Below are 20,483 nucleotides of genomic sequence, written 5' to 3' on the forward strand. Positions count from 1 at the left end.
ATTGAAGAGCGTGACCTCGTAGGCATCGGGCGCCAGCGAGAACAGCTCCTCCAGAGCCCGCCCCGACGCCATCCCGGCGCCGATGATCACTAGTTTCTCGGTCATTGGGAACCTCCTGGGGCAGCTGGGCAGGCCGCCGGTTTCGGCCCGGGCCGGGAGGGAGATCCGGCGGGCAGCATCGGGACAGTCGGGTGACGGAGCGGGGCGCGGTCGCGCAGGCGGCCCCGCGTCAGGGACGCGGCGGCCGGGGAGCAGTGCCGGGGGGCGGCGGAATGTCCGCCTGCATCTGCCCGGCGAGCCGGTCGAAGGCCTCCGCCCAGGCGGCGCGTGCCCCGGGACAGAAGCCGGGCCCCATCTCCTCGGCCATGGCGGCGAGCAGCGCCTCCCGCATCAGCGGGAAATGCGCGGCCTCGACGCCGAGCGAGGCATGGAAGAGCCCCAGCCGCGCGGCCTTCGGCAGCGGCTCGCCGGTCTCCGCGGCGCGCAGCATCAGCGCCAGCTCCTCGACCATCATCTGGTGCCGCGCGCTGAACGCCCCGGAGAAGAGCGGCCGCAGTTCCGGCGCCCGCTCGAAGAGATGCCGGTAGGCGGCCGCGCCGATCCGGGCCTTGGCCTGGTAGATGGCGGGAAAGCTGTCTTTCAGCAGCGCGGCAGGGTCTCGGGCGGGGCAGGGCATGGGCCAGGTTCCGGGATGGGCAGGTCGGGCCATCCTCGGAGCGCGGGCTTAAGATTTCCTGACGCGCGCCGCCCCGGAGCGGGACGGGCGGGCCGGAGGGGGAGGGGAAGATCGTCATCGCCGGCCCCTTCAGAGATACCAGGCGACGACGAAGGCCAGCTCGGCCTCGAGATAGACCGGCAGCGCGACCATCAGCCGGTAGCCTGCGGGCAGCCCGGCCGGGCCTGGCTGGACCAGCGGCATGCCGGTGCCCAGAACCTGGCCCACCGGTCCGCGCCAGGCGGCGGCGGTGGCGGCATCCACCGGCGGGTTCTGCTTCGGTGCCAGCGGGCCCTCGCGCTCGCAGATGCCGTCGATCAGGACCGCCTCGGGCCCCTCGCCGCCGCGGGAGGCGGAGACGCGCCAGATCTCGAAGCGCCGGGCGATCGGCGTGCCGCGGGCGGAAAGCAGGGTCAGCACCCGGGCTATCCCGTCGGGGCTGTCGACCGGCAGGCCGAGCCCGGTGGTCAGCCCGGCGCGCCCGGCGCTCTCGGAGCGGATGAAGGCGTAGCCCGAGCCGAGATCGCGCATAAGGATCGGCGTCTTCGCCGCCCAGACGCCGCCCGGCAGGCCCTGGCCGCGCGGGAAATGCGTGTGCTGCGAGACCCATTCGAAATGCTTCGCCGCGCCGAAATAGCCGTCCTCGAGCATCAGGACGTCCTTCTCCTCGGCCCAGACCTCGATCGCGCCGGTGCGGGCGTCGTCATCGCCGCAGAGCACGACCAGCACCGCCTTGATCTCGGGCCCGGCGAAGACCGGGATGGCGACCGCGGCGGTCAGCCCGGCCTCCTTCGCCGCCTCGGTGCGCTTGAAGTAGGAGCCGTCGAACTCTTTCAGAACGACCGGCCGGCCCTCGGCCCAGGCCTTGCCCGGCAGGCCCTCGCCCTTGCCGAAGCGCTCGCTGCGGGAGGCCGCCTCGAAGGCGCCCAGATCGCCGTAGCTGCCGCCCTTGTGGACCAGCATGCCGCCCTCGGGCACCCAGATTTCCGAGACCTGGATGAAGGTCTCCGTTGCGGTGGTCATCACGTCGGACATCAGGCGGCCTCGCTGGTCTTGGGGTGCGCTTCGGCAGCGGGCGCCTTGCGGGGGTCCCTGCCGTGTTCGTATTCCTCGAGGAAGCTCAGCAGCTGCTCGCGGTAGAGGTAGTAGTCGGGATGCTCCAGCAGCGCCTTGCGGGTGCGCGGGCGGGGCAGGTCGACCTTCATGATCTTGCCGATCGTGGCCTGCGGGCCGTTGGTCATCATCACCACGCGGTCGGCGAGCAGGATCGCCTCGTCGACGTCATGGGTGACGCAGACGGCGGTGACCTTGGTGCGCGACCAGACTTCCATCAGCACCTCCTGCAGCTCCCAGCGGGTAAGGCTGTCGAGCATGCCGAAGGGCTCGTCGAGCAGGAGCAGCTTGGGCGACAGGGCGAAGGCGCGGGCGATGCCGACGCGCTGGCGCATGCCGTTCGACATGTCCGAGGCGGGCTTGTCCATCGAGTCGGCCAGGCCCACGCGCTCCAGGTAGTAGTCGACGACGTCCTGCTTCTCCTTCTGCGAGGCGCGCGGATAGACCCGGTCGACGCCGATGGCGCAGTTCTCGCGCGCGGTCAGCCAGGGGAAGAGGCTGGGCGCCTGGAAGACGACCGCGCGTTCGGGATCGGCGTCGCGCACCGCGGTGCCGTCGAGCTTGATCGCGCCCTTCGAGATCGAGTTCAGCCCGGCCGTCATGGTCAGCACGGTGGACTTGCCGCAGCCCGAATGGCCGATCAGCGAGATGAACTCGCCCTTGTCGAGATTGAGGTTGAAATCCTCGACCACGGTCAGCGGGCCCTTCGGCGTCGGGTAGATCTTGTGCAGCGCCGAATATTCCAGGTAGCGGTCCTCGCGCAGGCCGGTCTGGACGTCGGCCTGGGCCTTGGGCAGGAAATGGATCGGCTGGATGTCGGGCAGGATGGTATGGCCCTCGGCCTTGGCCGCGATGCCCACGTCCATCAGGTAGTTGGTGACGTCGGCACGCAGCCGCTTGAAGGTCTCGTCATGGTTCATCGCGGTGCGGTCGCGCGGCCGCGGCAGGGTCACGCGGAACTCCTGGCCGAGCGTCCCGTCGGGGTTCAGCGCGATGATCCGGTCGGCGAGGATGATCGCCTCGTCGACATCGTTGGTGATCAGCACGCAGGTCTTCTTGTCGTCCTGCCAGATCGCCTCGATCTCGTCGGCCAGGTTGGCGCGGGTCAGCGCGTCGAGCGCCGAGAGCGGCTCGTCGAGGAGCAGCACCTCGGGGTTCATGGCCAGCGCCCGGGCCACGTTCACCCGCTGGCGCATCCCGCCCGACAGCTCGGCCGGACGCCGCGTCGTGGCATGCGACAGCCCCACCATCTTGACGTATTTCGCGACCTTCTCGCGGCGTTCGGCCTTCGGCATCTTCGGGAAGACCGAGGTCAGCGCCAGCTCGACATTGTCGGCCACGGTCAGCCAGGGCATCAGCGAGTAGTTCTGGAAGATCACGCCGCGCTCGGGGCCGGGGCCCTCGATCGGCTTGCCCTTGAAGGTGACGCTGCCCTTCGTGGGCTGCTCGAGCCCGGCCATCAGGTTGATCAGCGTCGTCTTGCCGGTGCCGGAGAAGCCGAGAAGGACGAGGAACTCGCCCTCCGCGACTTGCAGGTCGATGTCCTTCAGCACGTCCGTGCGGTGGGTGCCTTCGCCGAAGCTCTTGGAAGCGTTCTTGAATTCGAGAATTGCCATGGGGATCACCGCTTGTCCGAGAAGGTGAACATCGATTGCAGCGCGAACATCAGCCGGTCGAGGAAGAAGCCGATGATGCCGATGGTGAAGACCGCGACCATGATCTTGGCGAGCGAGGAGGAGGAGCCGTTCTGGAACTCGTCCCAGACGAATTTGCCGAGGCCGGGGTTCTGCGCCAGCATCTCCGCGGCGATCAGCACCATCCAGCCGACGCCCAGCGACAGGCGGAGACCGGTGAAGATCAAGGGCAGCGCGGAGGGCAGGACCAGCTTGGTGACCTTGGTCCAGGTGTTCATCTTCAGCACCTTCGACACGTTCACCAGGTCCTTGTCGATCGAGGCGACACCCAGCGAGGTGTTGATCAGCGTCGGCCAGAGCGAGCAGAGCGTCACGGTGATCGCGGAGGTCAGGAAGGCCTTGGTGAAGAGCCCGTCCTCGGCCGTGTAGGTCGCCGAGACGATCATGGTGACGATCGGCAGCCAGGCGAGCGGCGAGACCGGCTTGAAGATCTGGATCAGCGGATTGACCGCGGCATTCGCCGTCTGGCTGAGGCCCGCGACAATGCCCAGCGGCACGGCGACCAGCGTGGCCAGCACGAAGCCGAAGAACACGGTTTTGATCGAGGTCCAGATCTGCTGGTAGTAGGAGGGCGCGCCGGTATAGGCGATCTCCTTGACCTGGTCCGCCTTGCCCTGGGCAATCAGCCGCTCGTTGCGGGCGGCGACCTGCGCCTCGAATTTCTCGCGCTTCTCGGCCTTGGCGACGGCGTCGTCATGCAGGTTGACGGCTTCGGTCCAGACCGCTGCCGGTCCCGGCACGGCGCCCAGCGAGGTCTGCACCTGCGGCGCGAGATAGCTCCAGAGCATCAGGAAGCAGACGATCGACACGACCGGCACGCCGAGGAGCTTCCAGACTTCTTTCATCTGGGCGCTGGGGTTGTCGCCGGCGGCGGCTTTCAGGATCGGCGTGATCCAGGCCAGCCCGAGCACGCGGAACCAGCTGTCCGCCTTGTTGATCCTGGTGAAGAGCTTGGCGCGACGGGCTTCTCGAGCCGCTTCCGCGCTGGTGAATTCCGGTTCGATGGTAGCCATTGTCTCGTCCTGGGTCTGGATGGGCCTTGGGGGAGCAGTGCGCGAAGCCGGCAGAAGCGGCATCGGGCGTTGGCGGAAACGGTCCGGTGAAGAATGGTACATCTGCGATGACCCTTTCCTGTCCGGTTTCCGCCGGCATCTTCTCCCTGGGGAAGGGCGGGGCGGGATTATTGTGCGGTTTGCGGAACGAACGGGCACCTGCGGGAGCGCGCCGCCGTCCTGCCGTTCCGGGCGCTGCCGACTCGCAGCACTCCGGGGATCCGGTCCGCTGGCGGACGGACCGGATTCTGATCGTTACTCGGGTCACTCGCATTCGGGGGGCTCCGCGCCCGGGCGGGCGGCGGAGCGGCCTGTCAGGGTGTCAGCCCTTGACCTCGGTGCCGACCACGGTCTGGCCGTCCTTCAGGCCGATCGGGAGGCTTTCCAGGTAGGCGTTCGGATGCAGCCCGTCATAGGGGATGCCGTCGATGATGTCGGCGGCCGGGGTCGGATCCTTGTAGCCGTCCTCGTCATCGGCGGGGAACATGTCAGCGGTGGCGTAGCCGTCCTCGACGACCAGCTTGGCCGCTTCCATGTAGATGTCGGGGCGGTAGACCGAGCGGGCGACCTCGTCATACCAGCTGTCGGGCTTCGATTCCGAGATCTGGCCCCAGCGGCGCATCTGGGTCAGGTACCAGACCGCGTCCGAATAGTAGGGATAGGTCGCGTTGTAGCGGAAGAACACGTTGAAATCCGGGACGTCGCGCTTGTCGCCCTTCTCGTATTCGAAGGTGCCGGTCATCGAGTTGGCGATCACCTCGGCATCGGCGCCGACATATTCCGGCTGCGACAGCATCTCGACCGCTTCCATGCGGTTGGCGTTGTCGTTCTCGTCCAGCCAGATCGCGGCGCGGATCAGCGCCTTGACGACCGCCTTGGTGGTGTTCGGGTACTGCTCGGCGAAGTCGGCGGTGATGCCGAAGACCTTCTCGGGGTTGTTCTTCCACAGCTCGTAATCGGTGATGACCGGCACGCCGATCCCCTTGAACACGGCCTGCTGGTTCCAGGGCTCGCCCACGCAGTAGCCGTAGATCGTGCCGGCCTCGAGGGTCGCGGGCATCTGCGGCGGCGGGGTCACGGACAGCAGCACGTCGGCGCCGATCTGGCCGGTGATGTTCTCGGGCGAGTAGAAGCCCGGGTTCAGCCCGCCGGCGGCGAGCCAGTAGCGCAGCTCGTAATTGTGGGTGGAGACCGGGAAGACCATGCCCATGTTGAAGGGCTTGCCCTCGGAGCGGTACTTCTCGACCACGGGCTTCAGCGCGGAGGCGGAAATCGGGTGCTGCGGCTGGCCGTCCCCGTTGGTCGGGATGTTCGGCTTCATCTCTTCCCAGACGGCGTTGGAGACGGTGATGCCGTTGCCGTTGAGGTCCATGGAGAAGGGGGTGATGATATGCGCCTCGGTGCCGAAGCCGATCGTCGCCGCCAGCGGCTGGCCTGCCAGCATGTGCGCGCCGTCGAGCGTGCCGGAGATGACGCCGTCGAGCAGCACCTTCCAGTTGGCCTGCGCCTCCAGCGTGACGAAGAGGCCCTCGTCGAGGAAATAGCCGTTTTCATAGGCCACGGCGAGCGGCGCCATGTCGGTCAGCTTGATGAAGCCGAAGGTCAGCTCGTCCTTTTCCAGCGCAAGCTGGGCCCAGGCGGAAGAGACGCTGGCGCTGGCAAGCAGAGCGCCCATCAGAGTACGTTTGATCATACCAGTCCTCGTTCGGTCGAATGTCGGAATAAGAGAGATGTCGCGATCGGGGAGGGCTTGCCTGGGACGTAGCGGGGACCGGCAAGCACAAAAAAAGCCGCAGGATCCTGTCGGACGGTGCTTCGTCCTCGGGATCGAGCGGCTTTGCTCGGGCTGCCCGCGTCATCGGGGCATCGACAGGGCGCCATTGCCCGTCGTTAACCTCTTCTACCGTGACGGCAAGGGCCGGGGAAAGGAAAAATCTCGCGGCTTACGCCATTTTTCGGCAAATTGCGCCGCGCCTCCCCGGATGGGGTGCAAATTTGGGCGCGGGGCGGGGCCCTGCCTGCGGATCGGGCGGTTTGAGAACGCGATTCCGTGGGAATCGCGCCGCGCTCAGGGCTTCGACGGGTCGAAGATCGTGCCGTCGAAGAACCGGTCGGGGCCGAGGATGATCTGTCCGCGGGCCGAAGCCACGGCCTCGGGACCGGCGAGCGAGCCCTCGACCTTCTCCGAGGCGCCGGGCATGTCGATGCCGATCGGCTCCAGGTAGCGGCGGTAGAGATCGCTGCGGAAGCAGGCCTTGCCGGTCTCGATCGCCTGGGCGCGGTCCAGCCCCAGCCGCCGCGCGATATTCGCGGCGATCCAGGCGGCCTGGCTGCGCCAGGGGAAGGTTGCGGCCTTGGCGTGGAAATGCAGGAAATTCGCCGCCTCGGCCTCGGCGCCGCGCTTGCCGGTGACCATCCGGCCCATCAGCGCGCGGTCGATGATCATCGAGGGAATGCCCAGGTAGTCGCTGCGCGAGAGCAGGTCGCCGGCCATGGCGCGGTTGTCGCGCTCGGCCAGCCAGCGCGAGGCGCGGGCGACGGCGCGCATCAGCCGGCTGACGATCTCGGGATTCTCCTCGACCCAGTCATGCCGCGCGGCCAGCACCTTCTCGGGGGCGAAGGCCCAGATCGCGGCGCCGGGCAGGATCAGCTCGCCCGTGCCCTGCTCGACCGCGTAGGAGCCCCAGGGTTCGCCGACGCAGAAGGCCTCGATCTCGCCCTGGGCCAGCGCCTCGGGCATCAGGGGCGGCGGCACGGTGCGCACGTCGAGCCCGTCCGGGGCCGAGATGCCGAGCGCGCCCAGCCAGTGGTAGAGCAGCTCGGCATGCATCGAGAAGGGGAAGGGCACGCCGACGCGCAGGCTGCCGCCGGTGGCGCGGATCAGGTGCTCTCCGGTGCCGACCGGATCGTCGAAGCGGCCGCTCCAGCCGCCGTCGTGCATCCGGGCCGCGATCTCGGGGCTGACGCCGACGACATTGCCGTTGACCGACAGCACCATCAGCGCGTCGATCCGGCTGGGCAGCCCGCCGAGCCCGAGCGACATCGCCACCGGCAAGGGCGAGAGCATGTGCGCGCAATCGGTCAGTCCCAGCACCAGAGCGTCGCGCAGCGCCGACCAGCTGGGCTGCTTTTCGAGGAGGAGGTCGATGCCCTCCTCGGCGGCGAAGCCCATTTCCCGCGCCACCGCCAGCGGGGCGCAATCGACAAGCGGGACGAAGCCGCATTTGAGGGGGATGAGGCTCATTTCAGCAGATCCGCAGCTGTGACAAGGGCCTGGGCGACATCGACGACCTTGCGGCCCTGGTCCATCGCGGTCTTGCGCAGGAGGGTGTAGGCCTCGTCCTCGGAAATGCCGCGCGCCTGCATCAGCAGGCCCTTGGCGCGGTCGACGATCTTGCGCTCGGCCAGGGCCGATTTCACCGCCTCGAGCTCGCTCTTCATCTGGGAGACCATGTTGAACCGGGCGATGGCGGCATCCATCACCGGCTTGATCCGCGCGGGCGCCAGCCCGTCGACGACATAGGCCGAGAGCCCGGCCTCGATCGCGGCGCGGGTGGTCTCGTCGTCGGAGCGGTCGACGAACATGGCGACGGGGCGTTCCTTGGCGCCCGAGGCCAGCGACAGCATCTCCAGCGAATCGCGGCTCGGATTGGCGATGTCGATCAGGACGACATCGGGGTCGAGCTGGGCCAGGCGGCGGGTGATCGCGGCCTCGTCGCCGAGCACGGTGATCTCGTAGTCGCCGGCGGCCTTCAGCCCGTCGACAATCAGCCGCGCGCGGTCGGCATCCCGCTCGACGATGGCGATCTTCAGGCGCGGGGCCATGGGCTGTCCTCTCTGGATGGCAGGGGCGGACGGCATCCGCCCGGGATAGATAACTGCGGGAGGGCCGCCGAATGCAAATCCCCAGCGACGGAATGCGTCATTCTGCCTGAGCTGCCGCGGCGAAGGGGTCGTCGGGGTAGTGGACATGCGACAGGTAGAGCCCCTGGGGCGGCGAGACCGGCCCGCAGGCGGCGCGGTCGCAGGCCGCCAGCGCCTCGGCGACGCGCGAAGGCGGCCAGCTGCCGGCGCCGACGCGCTCCAGCGTGCCCACGAAGCTGCGCACCTGGTTGTGCAGGAAGGAGCGGGCGCGCACGTCGAAGCGGAACTCGGTGCCGTGCGGCACCTCATGGGCGGTGACATCGAGCCGGTCGAGCGTCTTCACCGGGCTTTCCGCCTGGCAGATCGAGCTGCGGAAGGTGGTGAAGTCGTGGCGCCCGACGAGGTGCTGCGCGGCCTCCTGCATCGGCGCGAGCGCGAGCTTCTGGCGGACATGCCAGACGAGCCCGGCTTCGTGCGTCGGCTGGGCGCGGCGCGAGAGCAGGCGGAAGATGTAGCGCCGCTCGCGCGCCGAGAAGCGGGCATGCCAGTCATCCGGCGCCCGGGCGGCCTCGAGAATGGCGACCGGGGCGGGCTTCAGGTGGTAGTTCAGCGCCTCGGCGAGGCGGAAGGGATCCCAGTCGCGGGCCATGTCGCAATGCGCCACCTGGCCGGTGGCGTGGACGCCGGCATCGGTGCGGCCCGCGGCGGCGATGGTCGTGACGGAGGGGTCGAGGCGGCGCAGCGCCTCCTCGACGGTCTGCTGGACCGAGGGGTGCTCGTTCTGGCGCTGCCAGCCGGCGAAGGGGGCGCCGTGGTATTCGATCTTGAGGGCGTAGCGGGGCATGCGCTGCGGCTACTGCCTTGGCGGGGCCACCGCAAGGGGGTTGCCCGGCCGCCGGCCCCTGCAGGCAGGGCCCGGCGGCCGGGCCGGGCGCGGTCCCTGCGGGACCGAACCCGCCCGTGGCGGCGGTGGGGGAGGCGCGGAGGGGGGAGCGCGTGGCAGCGGGGGCCGGGCTTGGCGGAGGTGCCAATGGTCCGGGCGGACGCGGTGCTGGCCGGTCTGGACGCGGGGTCGTGGAGGCGTGCCCGGAGCGGGCGCCGAAGGGGTCTTGCCGACTTGGCGGCCGTTTCCCAGTGGCGGACGGGGCTCGGCGCATTGGGTGCGCGAGGGGAGGCCGGATAGTCCGGGGCCGGGCTGGAGCGCCATCGCCTGGTGCGGCAGGCGGATCCCGCGGGGCTGGCGCGGACCGCGTTCCGTGGAGACCTCCCGGAGCTGGAGAGAGTCCGGACGGCGCCGCGGCGCCTGGCCCTGATGCAGCGCAGGTGGCTAGCGGCCGGGGTCGAGCACCAGCTTGAAGCCTTCATGGCTCGGCACGAAACCGAAGCTTCCATAGAAGCGGTGGGCCTCGCTGCGGGCCTTGTCGGAGGTGAGCTGCACCAGGCGGCAGCCGCGGGCGCGGGCCTCGGCGATGGCGCGGGCGATCAGCGCGCGGCCATGGCCCTGGCCGCGGAGCGTGCGGGCGATGCGCACCGCCTCGATCTGGGCGCGCCAGGCGCCGTGATGCGAGAGGCCGGGCAGGAAGGAGAGCTGCAGGGTGCCGATCACCGCGCCATCGCGCTCGGCAACGAGGAGCCGGTGGCAGGGATCGCGGTCGATCGCGGCGAAGGCGTCGAGATAGCCCTGCGGCAGGGGCGGGCCCGCCTCCTCGCGGAGGCGGCCGAGATCGTCATCCATCAGGAGCCGCACCAGCGCGGGCAGGTCCGCCGCGCAGGCGTCGCGGATCACCAGATCGCCCGCGCTCACGGCCGGATGCCTCCGGCCGTGATGCGGCGCGTCTCAGGCAAGCGCGGCCAGCCGTTCGAGCGCGGCGCGGAGCTTGCCGGCCTCCTCGGCGATCTGCGCGGCGCGCTCGCGGGTCTCCTCGACCACGTCCTCTGGGGCGGAGGCGACGAAGTTGGGGTTCTTCAGGCGGCCCGAAATCCCCTTCTCCTCCTTCTCGAGCTTGGCGAGCGACTTCGACAGCCGGTCCTGCTCTTCGGCCACGTCGATATAGCCCGCCAGCGGCAGGCCGAAGAGCCCGCCCTCGACCGGCAGCGTCACCGCGCCCTTCGGAAGCTCCGCCACCGTCTCCAGGCTCTCGATCCGGCCGAGGCGCCGGATCAGCACCTCGTTGCGGGCCCAGGCGGCTTCGCCCGCGGCGTCGAGCTCGATCTTCAGGAGCGGCATCTTCAGCCCCACCGGCACGTGCATCTGCGCGCGGACCGAGCGGATCTCCTCGATCAGGCCGATCACCCAGCCCATCTCGCGGTCGGCCTCGGGCGAGGCAAGACCGGCGGCGGCGTAATCCGGCCAGCCGGCATGGACCAGCATGACGTCGCGCGCGGCGGTCTTGTCCCAGAGCTCTTCGGTGATGAAGGGCATGAAGGGATGCAGGAGGATCATGCACTGGTCGAGCACCCAGCCCATGGTCTGGCGGGTCTCGGCGATGACGGCCTCGTCCTCGCTGGCGAAGAGCGGCTTGGCGAATTCGACGTACCAGTCGCAGACCTTGCCCCAGACGAAGGCATAGAGCGCGTTGGCCGCCTCGTTGAACTTGAAGCCCGCCAGCGCGGCATCGACCTCTTCGCGCACCCGCGCGGTCTCGCCGGTGATCCAGGCATTGGCGGTCGCCTGCGGCGCGCCGTGGCCCTTCGCCGGGTCGTAATGGGCGTAGACCTCGTTCATCTCGGCGAAGCGCGTGGCGTTCCACAGCTTCGTGCCGAAGTTCCGGTAGCCGGCAATCCGCTGCGTGGACAGCTTCAGGTCGCGGCCCATCGCGGCCATGGCCGAGAGGGTGAAGCGCACGGCATCGGCGCCGTACTCGTCGATCAGGTCGAGCGGGTCGAGCACGTTGCCGAGGGATTTCGACATCTTCTTGCCCTTCTCGTCGCGCACCAGCGCGTGGACATAGACGGTGTCGAAGGGCCGGTCGCCGACCACGGCATATTGCATCATCATCATCCGGGCGACCCAGAAGAAGATGATGTCGAAGCCGGTGACCAGCACATTCGTCGGGAAGTACTTGGCCAGCTCCGGCGTCTGGTCCGGCCAGCCGAGCGTGCCGATCGGCCAGAGGCCCGAGGAGAACCAGGTGTCGAGCACGTCGGGGTCGCGCACCAGCGGGATGGTGCCGTCGGGATCGAAGGCGCCGCGCTCCATCGCGGTGACGGCGGCGCGCAGCGGGTCGAGATTGCCGTCCTCGGCGCGCTCGGGATCGCGCGAGAAGCTTTTCAGCACCTGCACCTTCTCGAGGCTCTCGCCGTAGAAGGCCGCAGCCTTGGCCCGTGCCTCGTCGGCATCCTTGGCGACGAAGCGGGCGAGGCCGCCCGGCTCGAAGTTCAGCGTCTCGATGCCGTTGACCATCTCGATCTGCGGCCCGTACCAGACCGGGATCTGGTGGCCCCACCAGAGCTGGCGCGAGATGCACCAGGGCTCGATGTTCTCCAGCCAGTGGAAATAGACCTTCTCGTCGCGCTCGGGCAGGATCTTCGTGGTGCCGTTGCGGACCGCCTCCAGCGCCGGGCCGACGATCTTCTCGGCATCGACGAACCACTGGTCGGTCAGCATCGGCTCGATCACCACCTTGGAGCGGTCGCCGAAGGGCTGCATGATCAGCTTCGACTCGACCAGCGGCACCAGCTGCTCTTCCTCGGAGCGGTCCTCGCCGCCTTCCTCGGGGGCGAGAGGCTTCTTCTTCGCCGCCTTGCCGAGCCGGGGGTCGGTCTTGACGGTCATCACCGCCAGGCCCTCGGCGGTGATCTCCTCGACCACGGCCTTGCGCGCCTCGAACCGGTCGAGCCCGCGCAGGTGGTCGGGCACGAGGTTGAGCGCGTCGACCTCGGATTCGGAGGCCTGCTTGCCGCCGGTGATCTCCTGGGCCGCCGCCGCTGCGGCGTCATAGGGGGCGCCGTCGGCGCGCATCCGGCCCTTGGTGTCCATCAGGCGGTAGAGCGGGATGCCGCCCCGCTTGGCGACCTGGTAGTCGTTGAAGTCATGCGCGCCGGTGATCTTCACCGCGCCCGAGCCGAAGGCCGGGTCCGGGTATTCGTCGGTGATGATCGGGATCAGGCGGCGGTGCTCCTTCGGACCGACGGGGATCTCGCAGAGCTTGCCGACGATCGGGGCATAGCGCTCGTCGGAGGGATGCACGGCCACGGCGCCGTCGCCCAGCATGGTCTCGGGGCGGGTGGTGGCGATGGAGATGTAGTCGCGCTCCTCGCGGAAGACGACATTGCCGTCCTCGTCCTTCTCCACGTATTCGTAGGTGACGCCGTCGGCCAGCGGGTACTTGAAGTGCCACATATGGCCCTGCACCTCGAGATTCTCGACCTCGAGGTCGGAGATCGCGGTCTCGAAATGCGGGTCCCAGTTCACCAGCCGCTTGCCGCGGTAGATGCAGCCCTTCTCGTGCAGGTCGACGAAGACCTTGATCACGGCGTCATGGAAGTTCGGCGCGCCCTTGCCCGCCTCGGGGTCGCCCTCGGCGCCGCCCATGGTGAAGGCTTCGCGCGACCAGTCGCAGGAGGCGCCGAGGCGCTTCAGCTGGCCGATGATCGTGCCGCGGGACTTCACCTTCTGCTGCCAGACCCGCTCGATGAACCTGTCTCGGCCCATCTCGGTGCGCGAGGGCTCCTGGTTGGCGGCCATCTCGCGCTCGGTCACCATCTGCGTGGCGATGCCCGCATGGTCGGTGCCGGGCTGCCACAGCGTGTCATGGCCCTGCATGCGGTGCCAGCGGACCAGGATGTCCTGCAGCGTGTTGTTGAAGGCATGGCCCATATGCAGGCTGCCCGTCACGTTCGGCGGCGGGATCATGATGCAGAAGGTCTCGGCCCCGGGCTTGGCATTGGCCCCGGCCTTGAAGCTTTCGGCGTCTTCCCAGGCCTTGTAGATGCGGGCCTCGGCCTCGGCGGCGTCGAATTTCTTGTCCATCGTCATCGGATCGGTCCTCAGCAGTCGAGCGGCGGTTTAGCGGAGCCTGCGCCCGAGGGAAAGAGCGGGCTGCCCGGCAGCGGCCCCAGGCGGCGCCGGGACGGTTAAAATCCCGCCTTTGGCGCCTGGAAGGACGGGCGGCGCATTCACATGTGCTTCACCAGGCTCGAAGAGCGCACGATGATGTAAACTCGGGATAAGGCATGGCTGGGGCATAGTGGCCGCATGGACACACGCTGCGACATAGGATTTCCGGTATGCCACCCCCCGCTCTCGCGGGTCCTGAAGGAGCGGCGCCGCGCCGCCTCGAGCCTGCCGCGGCGCAGCGGGCGGGGGGCGCAGGACCTGATGGTGATCCTCGACGGCACGCTCTCGACGCTGCATCCCGACAAGGTGACGAATGCCGGGCAGATCTACACGCTGCTGTCGGACCTGCCCTGGAAGGAGCGGCCGATGCTCTACTACGAGGCCGGGATCCAGTGGGACCGCTGGCGCGACAGCTGGCAGGTCATCGCCGGGGTCGGGCTGAACCGCCAGATCCAGCGCGCCTATGGCTGGCTGGCCTCGCGCTACCGTCCCGGCGACCGGATCTTCCTGATCGGCTATTCCCGCGGCGCCTTCGCGGTGCGCTCGCTGGCCGGGGTGATCGACCGGCTGGGCCTGCTGAAGGCGCGCGCCGCGACGGAGCGCAATATCCGCGACCTCTACCGCCATTACCGCGACGGCCCGGACAGCGCGGTCGCGCAGCGCTTCGCCCGCCGCTTCTGCCACCTGCAGCCGCCGGTGGAGATGGTCGGCGTCTTCGACACGGTCAAGGCGCTGGGGCTGCGGCTGCCGCTCTTGTGGCGTCTGACCGAGCCGCGCCATGCCTTCCACTCGCCCGAGCTCAGCCACAACGTCGCCCATGGCTATCACGCGCTGGCGCTGAACGAGACCCGGATGGCCTTCGCGCCGGTGCTGTGGTCCGAGCCCGAGGGCTGGCAGGGACGGGTGGAGCAGGTCTGGTTCCGCGGCAGCCATGGCGATATCGGCGGCCAGCTGGCCGGGCGCTATGCGGCGCGGCCGCTGGCGAACATCCCGCTGGTCTGGATGCTGGAGAAGCTGGAGGAGCGCGGCATCCGCCTGCCCGAGGACTGGCGCGCGCGCTTTCCCTGCGATCCGCTGGCGCCGAGCGCCGGCAACTGGACCGGCTGGGGCAAGTTCTTCCTCTACCGCCGCCGCCGCCGCCTGGGCCGCGAGACCAGCGAAAGGCTGCACGAGACTGCGCTGCATGCCGCGCCGGGATGGGCCGGGAAGTTCCGCCGCCCGGGCTGGATGCCGGGCGGGCGGGACGACAAGGCGGGGCTGGCCGTCGCCAAATAGGCCGCCCCCGCAGGCTCAGTGCCCGGGCTTCGACCGCCAGGGCTGGGATTTCAGCCAGCCGGTCAGGTAGGCGACGCCCGCGAGCAGGAAGAGCCCGGTGACATTGACCAGCGTATAGGCGTGGAAGCTGCGGCCGAGCAGGTCGAGGAACAGCCCCTGCACCTGGGCATACCACATCGAGAAGATGAAGATCGCCAGCGACTGCTGCCCGACCTTGACGATCGCGGCCAGCACCCGGTCCCAGGCGCGCGCCAGGACCCCGTCGCCGCGCGGCAGCAGGTTGGCGCCGCGCTCGCCCGCCAGCGCCCAGGCCAGATAGGCCAGGGCGAGGAAGTGGACATAGCGCAAAAGGCCGAAATTCGACTTGAAGATCAGCGGCGCGATCGCCTCGCGCAGCGGGATCGTCGCCTCGTTCAGCGCGTGGCGCACGGCCTCGAACCCGGTCATCTCCTCGACCGGGACGTCGGGCAGGAGCCGCCCCCAGTGATAGGCCGGCACGATGGTCAGCAGCACCACCGCCGCGGCCAGCCAGGCGAGATCGCGGCGCAGGGGCGGCTTCGGCAGCCAGCCCGCCATGAAGGCGAAGCCGGTGAAGAAGATCAGCTGCCAGCCGAAGGGGTTGAAGAACCAGGTCCGCTGCGACCAGGGCTCCGCGCGGAAGGCGAAATAGCCCATCTGCGCCGCCGCCCACATCGCCATCACGGCCGCGGCCGCCAGCGCCGGATGCAGCGACCGCAGCGCCACGACCGCGGGCATCATCGCCAGCGCCACCAGGTACATCGGCAGGATGTCGAAATAGTTCGGCACGTAGCTGAGCGTCAGGAAGGCCGGCAGGTTCATCTGCGGATCGCGGAAGAACGGATGCAGGTTCAGCGTGGCGATGTAGTCCTTGTCGAACCAGCCGGTATTGTCGAGCCAGGCCAGCGTCGCGGCCAGCGCGATGAACAGCCCGACATGCGCCCAGTAGACCTGCCACAGCCGGTAGCCGACCCGCATCGTGCCCATGACCAGCCCGCGCCGCTCGAACACCCGGCCGAAGGCGATGGCCGAGGCCATGCCCGAGCAGAAGACGAAGATCTCGGTGGCGTCCGACCAGCCGAAGCGGGCCGGAATCCACAGGCTCCAGATATTGTTCGGGGTATGCGCGATGAGGATGATGAACATCGCGACGCCACGGAAGAAGTCGAGCCGGAGATCGCGTCCTCCGGCCAGGGCGGCGTGGCGCGCGTGCAGGGATGTCGTATCCGGTTTCCCGGCGGACGCCGCGAGGGGCGACGAGTGGAGCATGTCAGGTACTTCGAAAACCACCGGCAGAAGCGCCGGACGGAGATAATGATGGGCTAGCGGGCCGCGGCGGATCGGACGGATTGCCGCATTCGCATGATACGCGACATCCTGCTGGCCGCAAATGCATCTTCGCATCCGCCCCGGCGGGCGCGTCTTTCGCGCAGAATCGCCTCGGCGCGTTCGGGCCGTCCGGCGCGCAGCGCCGCGTCGATGGTGATCCGCTCGAACACGTCGCGCTGGGCGTGGCTGCCGCCGATCGAGGACAGGCGCGGCCGCGCGGATTCCAGATGCGCCAGTGCCAGCGTGTAGCGCCCGGCGCCGAAGGCCGCGAGCCCCGAGGCCGCCGACAGGCCCGGATCGGAGCAGATCGAGGCCATCGCGTCGCTCTGCCGGGACTGGAGCGCCAGACGGGTCAGGAGCTGTTCCTGCGCCACCGCGCGGTCGCCGCCGATCAGCGCCAGCAGGTAGTGGAGATCGGCGAAGACCAGGCTGCCATCCTCGACCCGTCCCTCGGACAGCGCCGCGAGTTCCTCCCAGCGGTCGCCGACGCGCTGTCCCTCGAGCTCCAGCCGCATCAGCAGCGAGGTGGCATTGGCGATGTCGCGGTAGTCGTCGGTCTTCTCGGCGCGGATCTTCGTGTCGTAGAGCGCCAGCGCCTCGCCGGTCTCGCCGCGGTCGAGATGCAGCAGCGCCTTGTGCCACCAGACATGGTAGCGGAAGTTGTTCGCCCCCTCCCAGGCCGCGCGGTGGCCGTCGATCAGCGCGATGCCGTCGCTGCTGCGCGCCGTCATGTCATGGACATGGGCGACCGCATGCAGCCCCCAGGCGTCCTTCGGCGCATGGCCGAGCCCGGCCATCCCGGCGGCTTCGGCCTCGGCATAGGCGCCGGTTTCCTCCAGCGCGAAGGCATGGCAGCCCATCGCGTAGCCCAGCCCCGGATGGTCGCCGCCATGGGCCGGCAGCACCCGCTCCACCGAGCGGCGCATCCCCGCGGCGTCGCCCACCAGGAAGCGCACCGCATGCGAGAGCTTCATCGCCAGCGTGTCGCCCGGATCGCCGCGCAGGATCCGCTCCAGCGCGGCGACGGCGCGGCGCGGGTCGCGGGCCAGCATCGCCTCCAGCGCGGCGGTCATCTCGCGGTTGCGCCGGTCGACCGTGCCCATTGACAGCGCCGCATGCGCCGCCGAGAGCGCGTCGCGCGCGGTCTCAGCCATCTCGCGGCGGCCGAGCAGCATGCAGAACATGCCGCGCAGCGCATGGCCGAGCGCGAAATTCGGCTCCGCGTCCAGCACCTTTCCCAGATGCACCGGGGTTTCCGTCCCATGGGCGAGGAAGGCCAGGCAGGTGGCGTTCCAGTCCCTCGCCGCTCCGGCGGAAGAAAGGGCGACGGGGCTGCCGAAGAGGTCGTGTCTCATGATGGGCTCCGGTTTCTGGCGTGTGAGGCCGACTATATGCCAGGGAAGGTTACCCGACAGTCTTTGAGTGATCACTCAACGAAAGCGTGAGCCAATGTCAGGGGCCTGAAACCAAACCGGACCGAAGTGGTCCGGAATACAGGGCAAAACGGGAAAACGTGACGCTGGGTCAGTCCGAATCGGCGGCTAGCGCAGCGAGGATTGTTTCACTGTCCTCGCCGCAGGAGGGCGGCGCCTTGGCATAGCGCACCGGGGTCCGCGACAGTTTCAGCGGATTGCCGATCAGCCGCAGCGGGCCGTGGCGGCTCTCCATCTCGACGAGCATGCCGCGCGCCGCCGCCTGGTCCGAGGCGAAGACCTGCGCCATGTCGTGGATCGGTCCGACCGGCACCTTGCGCGCCTCAAGCCTTTCGACGATCCCGGCAGCGGGCACCTCCGCCAGGGCGGGGGAGATCAGCGCCAGCAGCGCCTCGCGATGGGTGATCCGCGCCGGATTGGTGGCAAAGCGCGGATCCCCGGTCAGCGCCTCCAGCCCGAAAGCGTCGCAGAACCGGGCGAACTGGCCGTCATTGCCGACCGCGACGATGACATGGCCGTCCTGCGCCTCGAAAACGCCATAGGGGACGATATTGGGATGCTGGTTGCCGCGCCGCTCGGGCACCTTGCCGGAGAGCAGGTAGTTGGTGCCCTCGTTGATCGTCCAGGCCATCTGGCTGTCGACCAGGCTGAGGTCGATATGCTGGCCCTCGCCGGTGCGGTCGCGGTGGCGCAGCGCGGCGAGGATGCCGATGGCCGCGTACATGCCGCACATCACGTCGGCGATGCCGACCCCGACCTTCATCGGCTGGCCCCCGGGCTCGCCGGTCAGGCTCATGATCCCGCCATAGCCCTGCGCCATCAGGTCGTAGCCCGGCTTGTCGCGGTTCGGCCCGGTCTGGCCGTAGCCCGAGATCGAGCAGTAGACGAGGCCGGGATGCCGCGCGCAGAGCGTGCCGTGGTCGAGCCCGTATTTCGCCAGGCTGCCGGGCTTCCAGTTCTCGATGACGATATCTGCGCGGGCGGCCAGCTTCGCGGCGGTGGCCCGGCCCTCCTCGGTCCCGAGATCGAGCGCGATCGAGGACTTGTTGCGGTTGGCGCAGAGATAGTAGGCGCTCAGATCGGTCCGCGCGCCCTCTGCGTCCTCGACGAAGGGCGGGCCCCAGGCGCGGGTGTCGTCGCCCCCGGTGGCCGGGTTCTCGACCTTCCAGACCGTGGCGCCGAGATCGCCCAGAAGCTGCGTGCAGGTCGGTCCGGCGAGGATCCGGCTGAGATCGAGAATGACGACGCCCTCGAGCGCCCCCCTAGATGCGTCCGTCATAGCTCCCCCCCGGAATGACAGCGGAAATCACCGTGAAGCACTCGGAGGCCAGCGCGGCGCGCAGCGCCTCGGCCAGCTCCAGGCGGTTGGTCACGGTATGGCCCTCGCCGCCGAAGGCGCGCGCGATGGCGGCGAAATCATGGCGGCCGAAGCTGACGCCCGCGCGCGGCAGCTGCCGCTGGCGCTGCTTCAGCTCGATCAGCGCCAGCTCGGCATCGGCGAAGACGACGAAGATGGGCGCCAGGCCGCGCTCGGCCGCGGTGGCCAGCTCGCCCGCGACCATCAGGAAGCCCGCATCGCCCATGAAGCCCGCGACCACGCGGCCGGGCTCGGCCAGCTTGGCGCCGATCGCCAGCGGCAGGGCGCAGCCCATGGTACAGAAGCCGGTCGACTGGGTCAGGCCCTTCGGCTCGGAGCACGCCCACATCTGCGACAGCAGGATGCGGTGCGCGCCGGAATCGGCGGTGGCCAGGGTGTCCCCGGGCAGGATCTCGCGGCAGGTGGCGATCACCGCCTCCGGGCCCCAGAGCGCATCGCGCGGGAAGGCGCGGGCCAGCGCCGCGCGGGCCGCTGCCGGTTCGCCCGCGGGCCAGGTGCGCCGGGGCGTCACGTCGCGCGACAGCGCCGCCAGCGAGGGCGCGACGCCCGCGACGATCTCGATCCCGGCGGCATGCATCCCATGGTCGTTGCGGACATGGGCGATCTCGATCACCCGCTTCTCCGCCGGATCCCAGGGATTGCGCCAGCCGGTGCGCATCTCGATCGGGTCATAGCCGAGGCAGAGCACCAGATCGGCCGCGGCCACCAGCGGCAGAAGCGTCCGGTCGGCCAGGGGCGAGAGCCCGGCGCCGCCGAGGCTGAGCGGATGGTCCTCGGGCAGCACGCCCTTGGCCTTGTAGCTGGTGACGAGCGGCACGCCATGGGCGGTGCAGAACCGCGCCACCGCCTCCGCCGCGCCGGGTTCCGCCAGCACGTCGAGCCCGGCAATCGCCAGCGGGCGCTCGGCATCGGCGAGCCAGGCGCGCGCCGTGTCGAGCCCGGGCGACGGGGCAGGGGCCGCGGGCAGCGGCGCGGGCGGGGCGGGCCAGGGCGCCGGATCGGCGGCCATGTCGGCGACGCGGATCGGCAGGTCGACATGGACCGGCCCCTGCCGCGGGGCCAGCGCCAGCGCCAGCGCCTTGGCGGCGGTCACGTCGGCGGCCCCGGCGGTCATCGAGAAGCTGCCCTTCGTCACCGTGCGGAACACCGCCTGCTGGTCGAGCACCTGATGGGTGTAGCTCTGGGCCTCGTCGGCATCGACCGCGCCGGTCACGACGATCATCGGCACGCGGTCCTGGCGCGCATTCTCGACGACATTGATCGCGTTCAGCGCGCCCGGGCCCAGCGTCGCCACCAGCAGCGCAGGGGCGCCGGTCCGGTGATGCACCGCCTCGGCCATGAAGCCGCCGGAATTCTCGTGCTTGACGAGGACGAATTCGATGCCCGCGCGCTCCAGTGCGGCAACGAAGCTCAGCACCTCTCCGCCCGGCATGCCGAAGGCGTGGCGCACCCCGGCCGCATGGAGGCGGCGGGCGAGGATGTCTGCGGGCGTGCTCGGCGGGAGGGCGGTCTCGTCGGTCATGCCCCAAGGAGTAAGCCGCGGATCCGGGCTT

Annotated in this window: 15 protein-coding genes; 1 reads left to right on the forward strand and 14 read right to left on the reverse strand. The window is 69.5% G+C overall.

What is annotated here, in order from left to right:
• Positions 1-229: 229 nt before the first annotated feature.
• The 10 genes from FGX59_RS26950 to FGX59_RS26995 form a co-directional block, all read right to left on the reverse strand.
• Positions 230-676, reverse strand: a complete 447-nt coding sequence (locus FGX59_RS26950) for a globin domain-containing protein (protein WP_171060848.1) — start codon at positions 674-676, stop codon at positions 230-232.
• Positions 677-805: 129 nt separating this feature from the next.
• Complete coding sequence (locus FGX59_RS26955) at positions 806-1,750, reverse strand: GAF domain-containing protein (RefSeq protein ID WP_138470226.1); 945 nt, start codon at positions 1,748-1,750, stop codon at positions 806-808.
• Positions 1,750-3,444, reverse strand: a complete 1,695-nt coding sequence (locus tag FGX59_RS26960) for an ABC transporter ATP-binding protein (protein WP_171060849.1) — start codon at positions 3,442-3,444, stop codon at positions 1,750-1,752. The genes FGX59_RS26955 and FGX59_RS26960 overlap by 1 nt, the downstream gene beginning before the upstream one ends.
• Before the next feature lie 5 nt (positions 3,445-3,449).
• Positions 3,450-4,535 carry an ABC transporter permease gene (locus FGX59_RS26965; RefSeq protein ID WP_138470228.1) on the reverse strand — a complete coding sequence of 362 codons (1,086 nt, stop codon included), beginning with the start codon at positions 4,533-4,535 and terminating at the stop codon, positions 3,450-3,452.
• Positions 4,536-4,896: 361 nt separating this feature from the next.
• On the reverse strand, positions 4,897-6,267 hold the full coding sequence (locus FGX59_RS26970; RefSeq protein WP_138470229.1) for a CmpA/NrtA family ABC transporter substrate-binding protein: 1,371 nt from the start codon (positions 6,265-6,267) through the stop codon (positions 4,897-4,899).
• 375 nt (positions 6,268-6,642) lie between these two features.
• Entirely contained in the window at positions 6,643-7,818 is a 1,176-nt protein-coding gene (locus FGX59_RS26975; protein WP_138470230.1) for an ABC transporter substrate-binding protein, read from the reverse strand.
• Positions 7,815-8,399 (reverse strand): ANTAR domain-containing response regulator, encoded by a 585-nt coding sequence (locus FGX59_RS26980; RefSeq protein ID WP_138470231.1) that lies wholly within the window; start codon positions 8,397-8,399, stop codon positions 7,815-7,817. The genes FGX59_RS26975 and FGX59_RS26980 overlap by 4 nt, the downstream gene beginning before the upstream one ends.
• Before the next feature lie 97 nt (positions 8,400-8,496).
• A complete protein-coding gene (gene truA / locus FGX59_RS26985; protein ID WP_138470232.1) occupies positions 8,497-9,282 on the reverse strand; it encodes a tRNA pseudouridine(38-40) synthase TruA in 786 nt (261 codons plus the stop codon).
• Between the two features lie 483 nt (positions 9,283-9,765).
• The gene (locus FGX59_RS26990) at positions 9,766-10,242 is read right to left on the reverse strand and encodes a GNAT family N-acetyltransferase (protein WP_240722740.1); all 477 of its coding nucleotides are present in this window, start codon (positions 10,240-10,242) and stop codon (positions 9,766-9,768) included.
• Positions 10,243-10,275: 33 nt separating this feature from the next.
• Positions 10,276-13,416 carry a valine--tRNA ligase gene (locus FGX59_RS26995; protein WP_138470233.1) on the reverse strand — a complete coding sequence of 1,047 codons (3,141 nt, stop codon included), beginning with the start codon at positions 13,414-13,416 and terminating at the stop codon, positions 10,276-10,278.
• A 219-nt stretch (positions 13,417-13,635) separates the two neighbouring features.
• Here FGX59_RS26995 and FGX59_RS27000 point away from each other — a divergent pair, with 219 nt between their 5' ends.
• Positions 13,636-14,772, forward strand: coding sequence for a DUF2235 domain-containing protein (locus FGX59_RS27000; RefSeq protein WP_138470234.1), 1,137 nt, complete (start codon positions 13,636-13,638; stop codon positions 14,770-14,772).
• Between the two features lie 15 nt (positions 14,773-14,787).
• Here FGX59_RS27000 and FGX59_RS27005 read toward each other — a convergent pair whose 3' ends face one another.
• The 4 genes from FGX59_RS27005 to FGX59_RS27020 all read right to left on the reverse strand — a co-directional run bounded on the left by FGX59_RS27005 (position 14,788) and on the right by FGX59_RS27020 (position 20,452).
• Positions 14,788-16,059: an OpgC family protein gene (locus FGX59_RS27005; protein WP_138470235.1), complete on the reverse strand. Its 1,272-nt coding sequence runs from the start codon at positions 16,057-16,059 to the stop codon at positions 14,788-14,790.
• Positions 16,060-16,112: 53 nt separating this feature from the next.
• On the reverse strand, positions 16,113-17,474 hold the full coding sequence (locus FGX59_RS27010; protein ID WP_138470236.1) for a tetratricopeptide repeat protein: 1,362 nt from the start codon (positions 17,472-17,474) through the stop codon (positions 16,113-16,115).
• Between the two features lie 169 nt (positions 17,475-17,643).
• Positions 17,644-18,831 carry a CaiB/BaiF CoA-transferase family protein gene (locus FGX59_RS27015; RefSeq protein ID WP_138470237.1) on the reverse strand — a complete coding sequence of 396 codons (1,188 nt, stop codon included), beginning with the start codon at positions 18,829-18,831 and terminating at the stop codon, positions 17,644-17,646.
• Positions 18,815-20,452: a thiamine pyrophosphate-binding protein gene (locus tag FGX59_RS27020; RefSeq protein ID WP_138470238.1), complete on the reverse strand. Its 1,638-nt coding sequence runs from the start codon at positions 20,450-20,452 to the stop codon at positions 18,815-18,817. Before FGX59_RS27020 ends, FGX59_RS27015 begins: the two co-directional genes overlap by 17 nt.
• Positions 20,453-20,483: the final 31 nt, after the last annotated feature.

The organism is Poseidonocella sp. HB161398, from assembly GCF_005870025.1.
Taxonomy (GTDB): Bacteria; Pseudomonadota; Alphaproteobacteria; order Rhodobacterales; family Rhodobacteraceae; genus Mangrovicoccus.

What these genes read in the sequence shown, in the direction of transcription:
- FGX59_RS26950 (WP_171060848.1), bottom strand. Translation starts at nt 676, where the DNA reads ATGCCCTGCCCCGCCCGAGACCCTGCCGCGCTGCTGAAAGACAGCTTT.
- FGX59_RS26955 (WP_138470226.1), bottom strand. Translation starts at nt 1,750, where the DNA reads ATGTCCGACGTGATGACCACCGCAACGGAGACCTTCATCCAGGTCTCG.
- FGX59_RS26960 (WP_171060849.1), bottom strand. Translation starts at nt 3,444, where the DNA reads ATGGCAATTCTCGAATTCAAGAACGCTTCCAAGAGCTTCGGCGAAGGC.
- FGX59_RS26965 (WP_138470228.1), bottom strand. Translation starts at nt 4,535, where the DNA reads ATGGCTACCATCGAACCGGAATTCACCAGCGCGGAAGCGGCTCGAGAA.
- FGX59_RS26970 (WP_138470229.1), bottom strand. Translation starts at nt 6,267, where the DNA reads ATGATCAAACGTACTCTGATGGGCGCTCTGCTTGCCAGCGCCAGCGTC.
- FGX59_RS26975 (WP_138470230.1), bottom strand. Translation starts at nt 7,818, where the DNA reads ATGAGCCTCATCCCCCTCAAATGCGGCTTCGTCCCGCTTGTCGATTGC.
- FGX59_RS26980 (WP_138470231.1), bottom strand. Translation starts at nt 8,399, where the DNA reads ATGGCCCCGCGCCTGAAGATCGCCATCGTCGAGCGGGATGCCGACCGC.
- truA (WP_138470232.1), bottom strand. Translation starts at nt 9,282, where the DNA reads ATGCCCCGCTACGCCCTCAAGATCGAATACCACGGCGCCCCCTTCGCC.
- FGX59_RS26995 (WP_138470233.1), bottom strand. Translation starts at nt 13,416, where the DNA reads ATGACGATGGACAAGAAATTCGACGCCGCCGAGGCCGAGGCCCGCATC.
- FGX59_RS27000 (WP_138470234.1), top strand. Translation starts at nt 13,636, where the DNA reads ATGGACACACGCTGCGACATAGGATTTCCGGTATGCCACCCCCCGCTC.
- FGX59_RS27005 (WP_138470235.1), bottom strand. Translation starts at nt 16,059, where the DNA reads ATGCTCCACTCGTCGCCCCTCGCGGCGTCCGCCGGGAAACCGGATACG.
- FGX59_RS27010 (WP_138470236.1), bottom strand. Translation starts at nt 17,474, where the DNA reads ATGAGACACGACCTCTTCGGCAGCCCCGTCGCCCTTTCTTCCGCCGGA.
- FGX59_RS27015 (WP_138470237.1), bottom strand. Translation starts at nt 18,831, where the DNA reads ATGACGGACGCATCTAGGGGGGCGCTCGAGGGCGTCGTCATTCTCGAT.
- FGX59_RS27020 (WP_138470238.1), bottom strand. Translation starts at nt 20,452, where the DNA reads ATGACCGACGAGACCGCCCTCCCGCCGAGCACGCCCGCAGACATCCTC.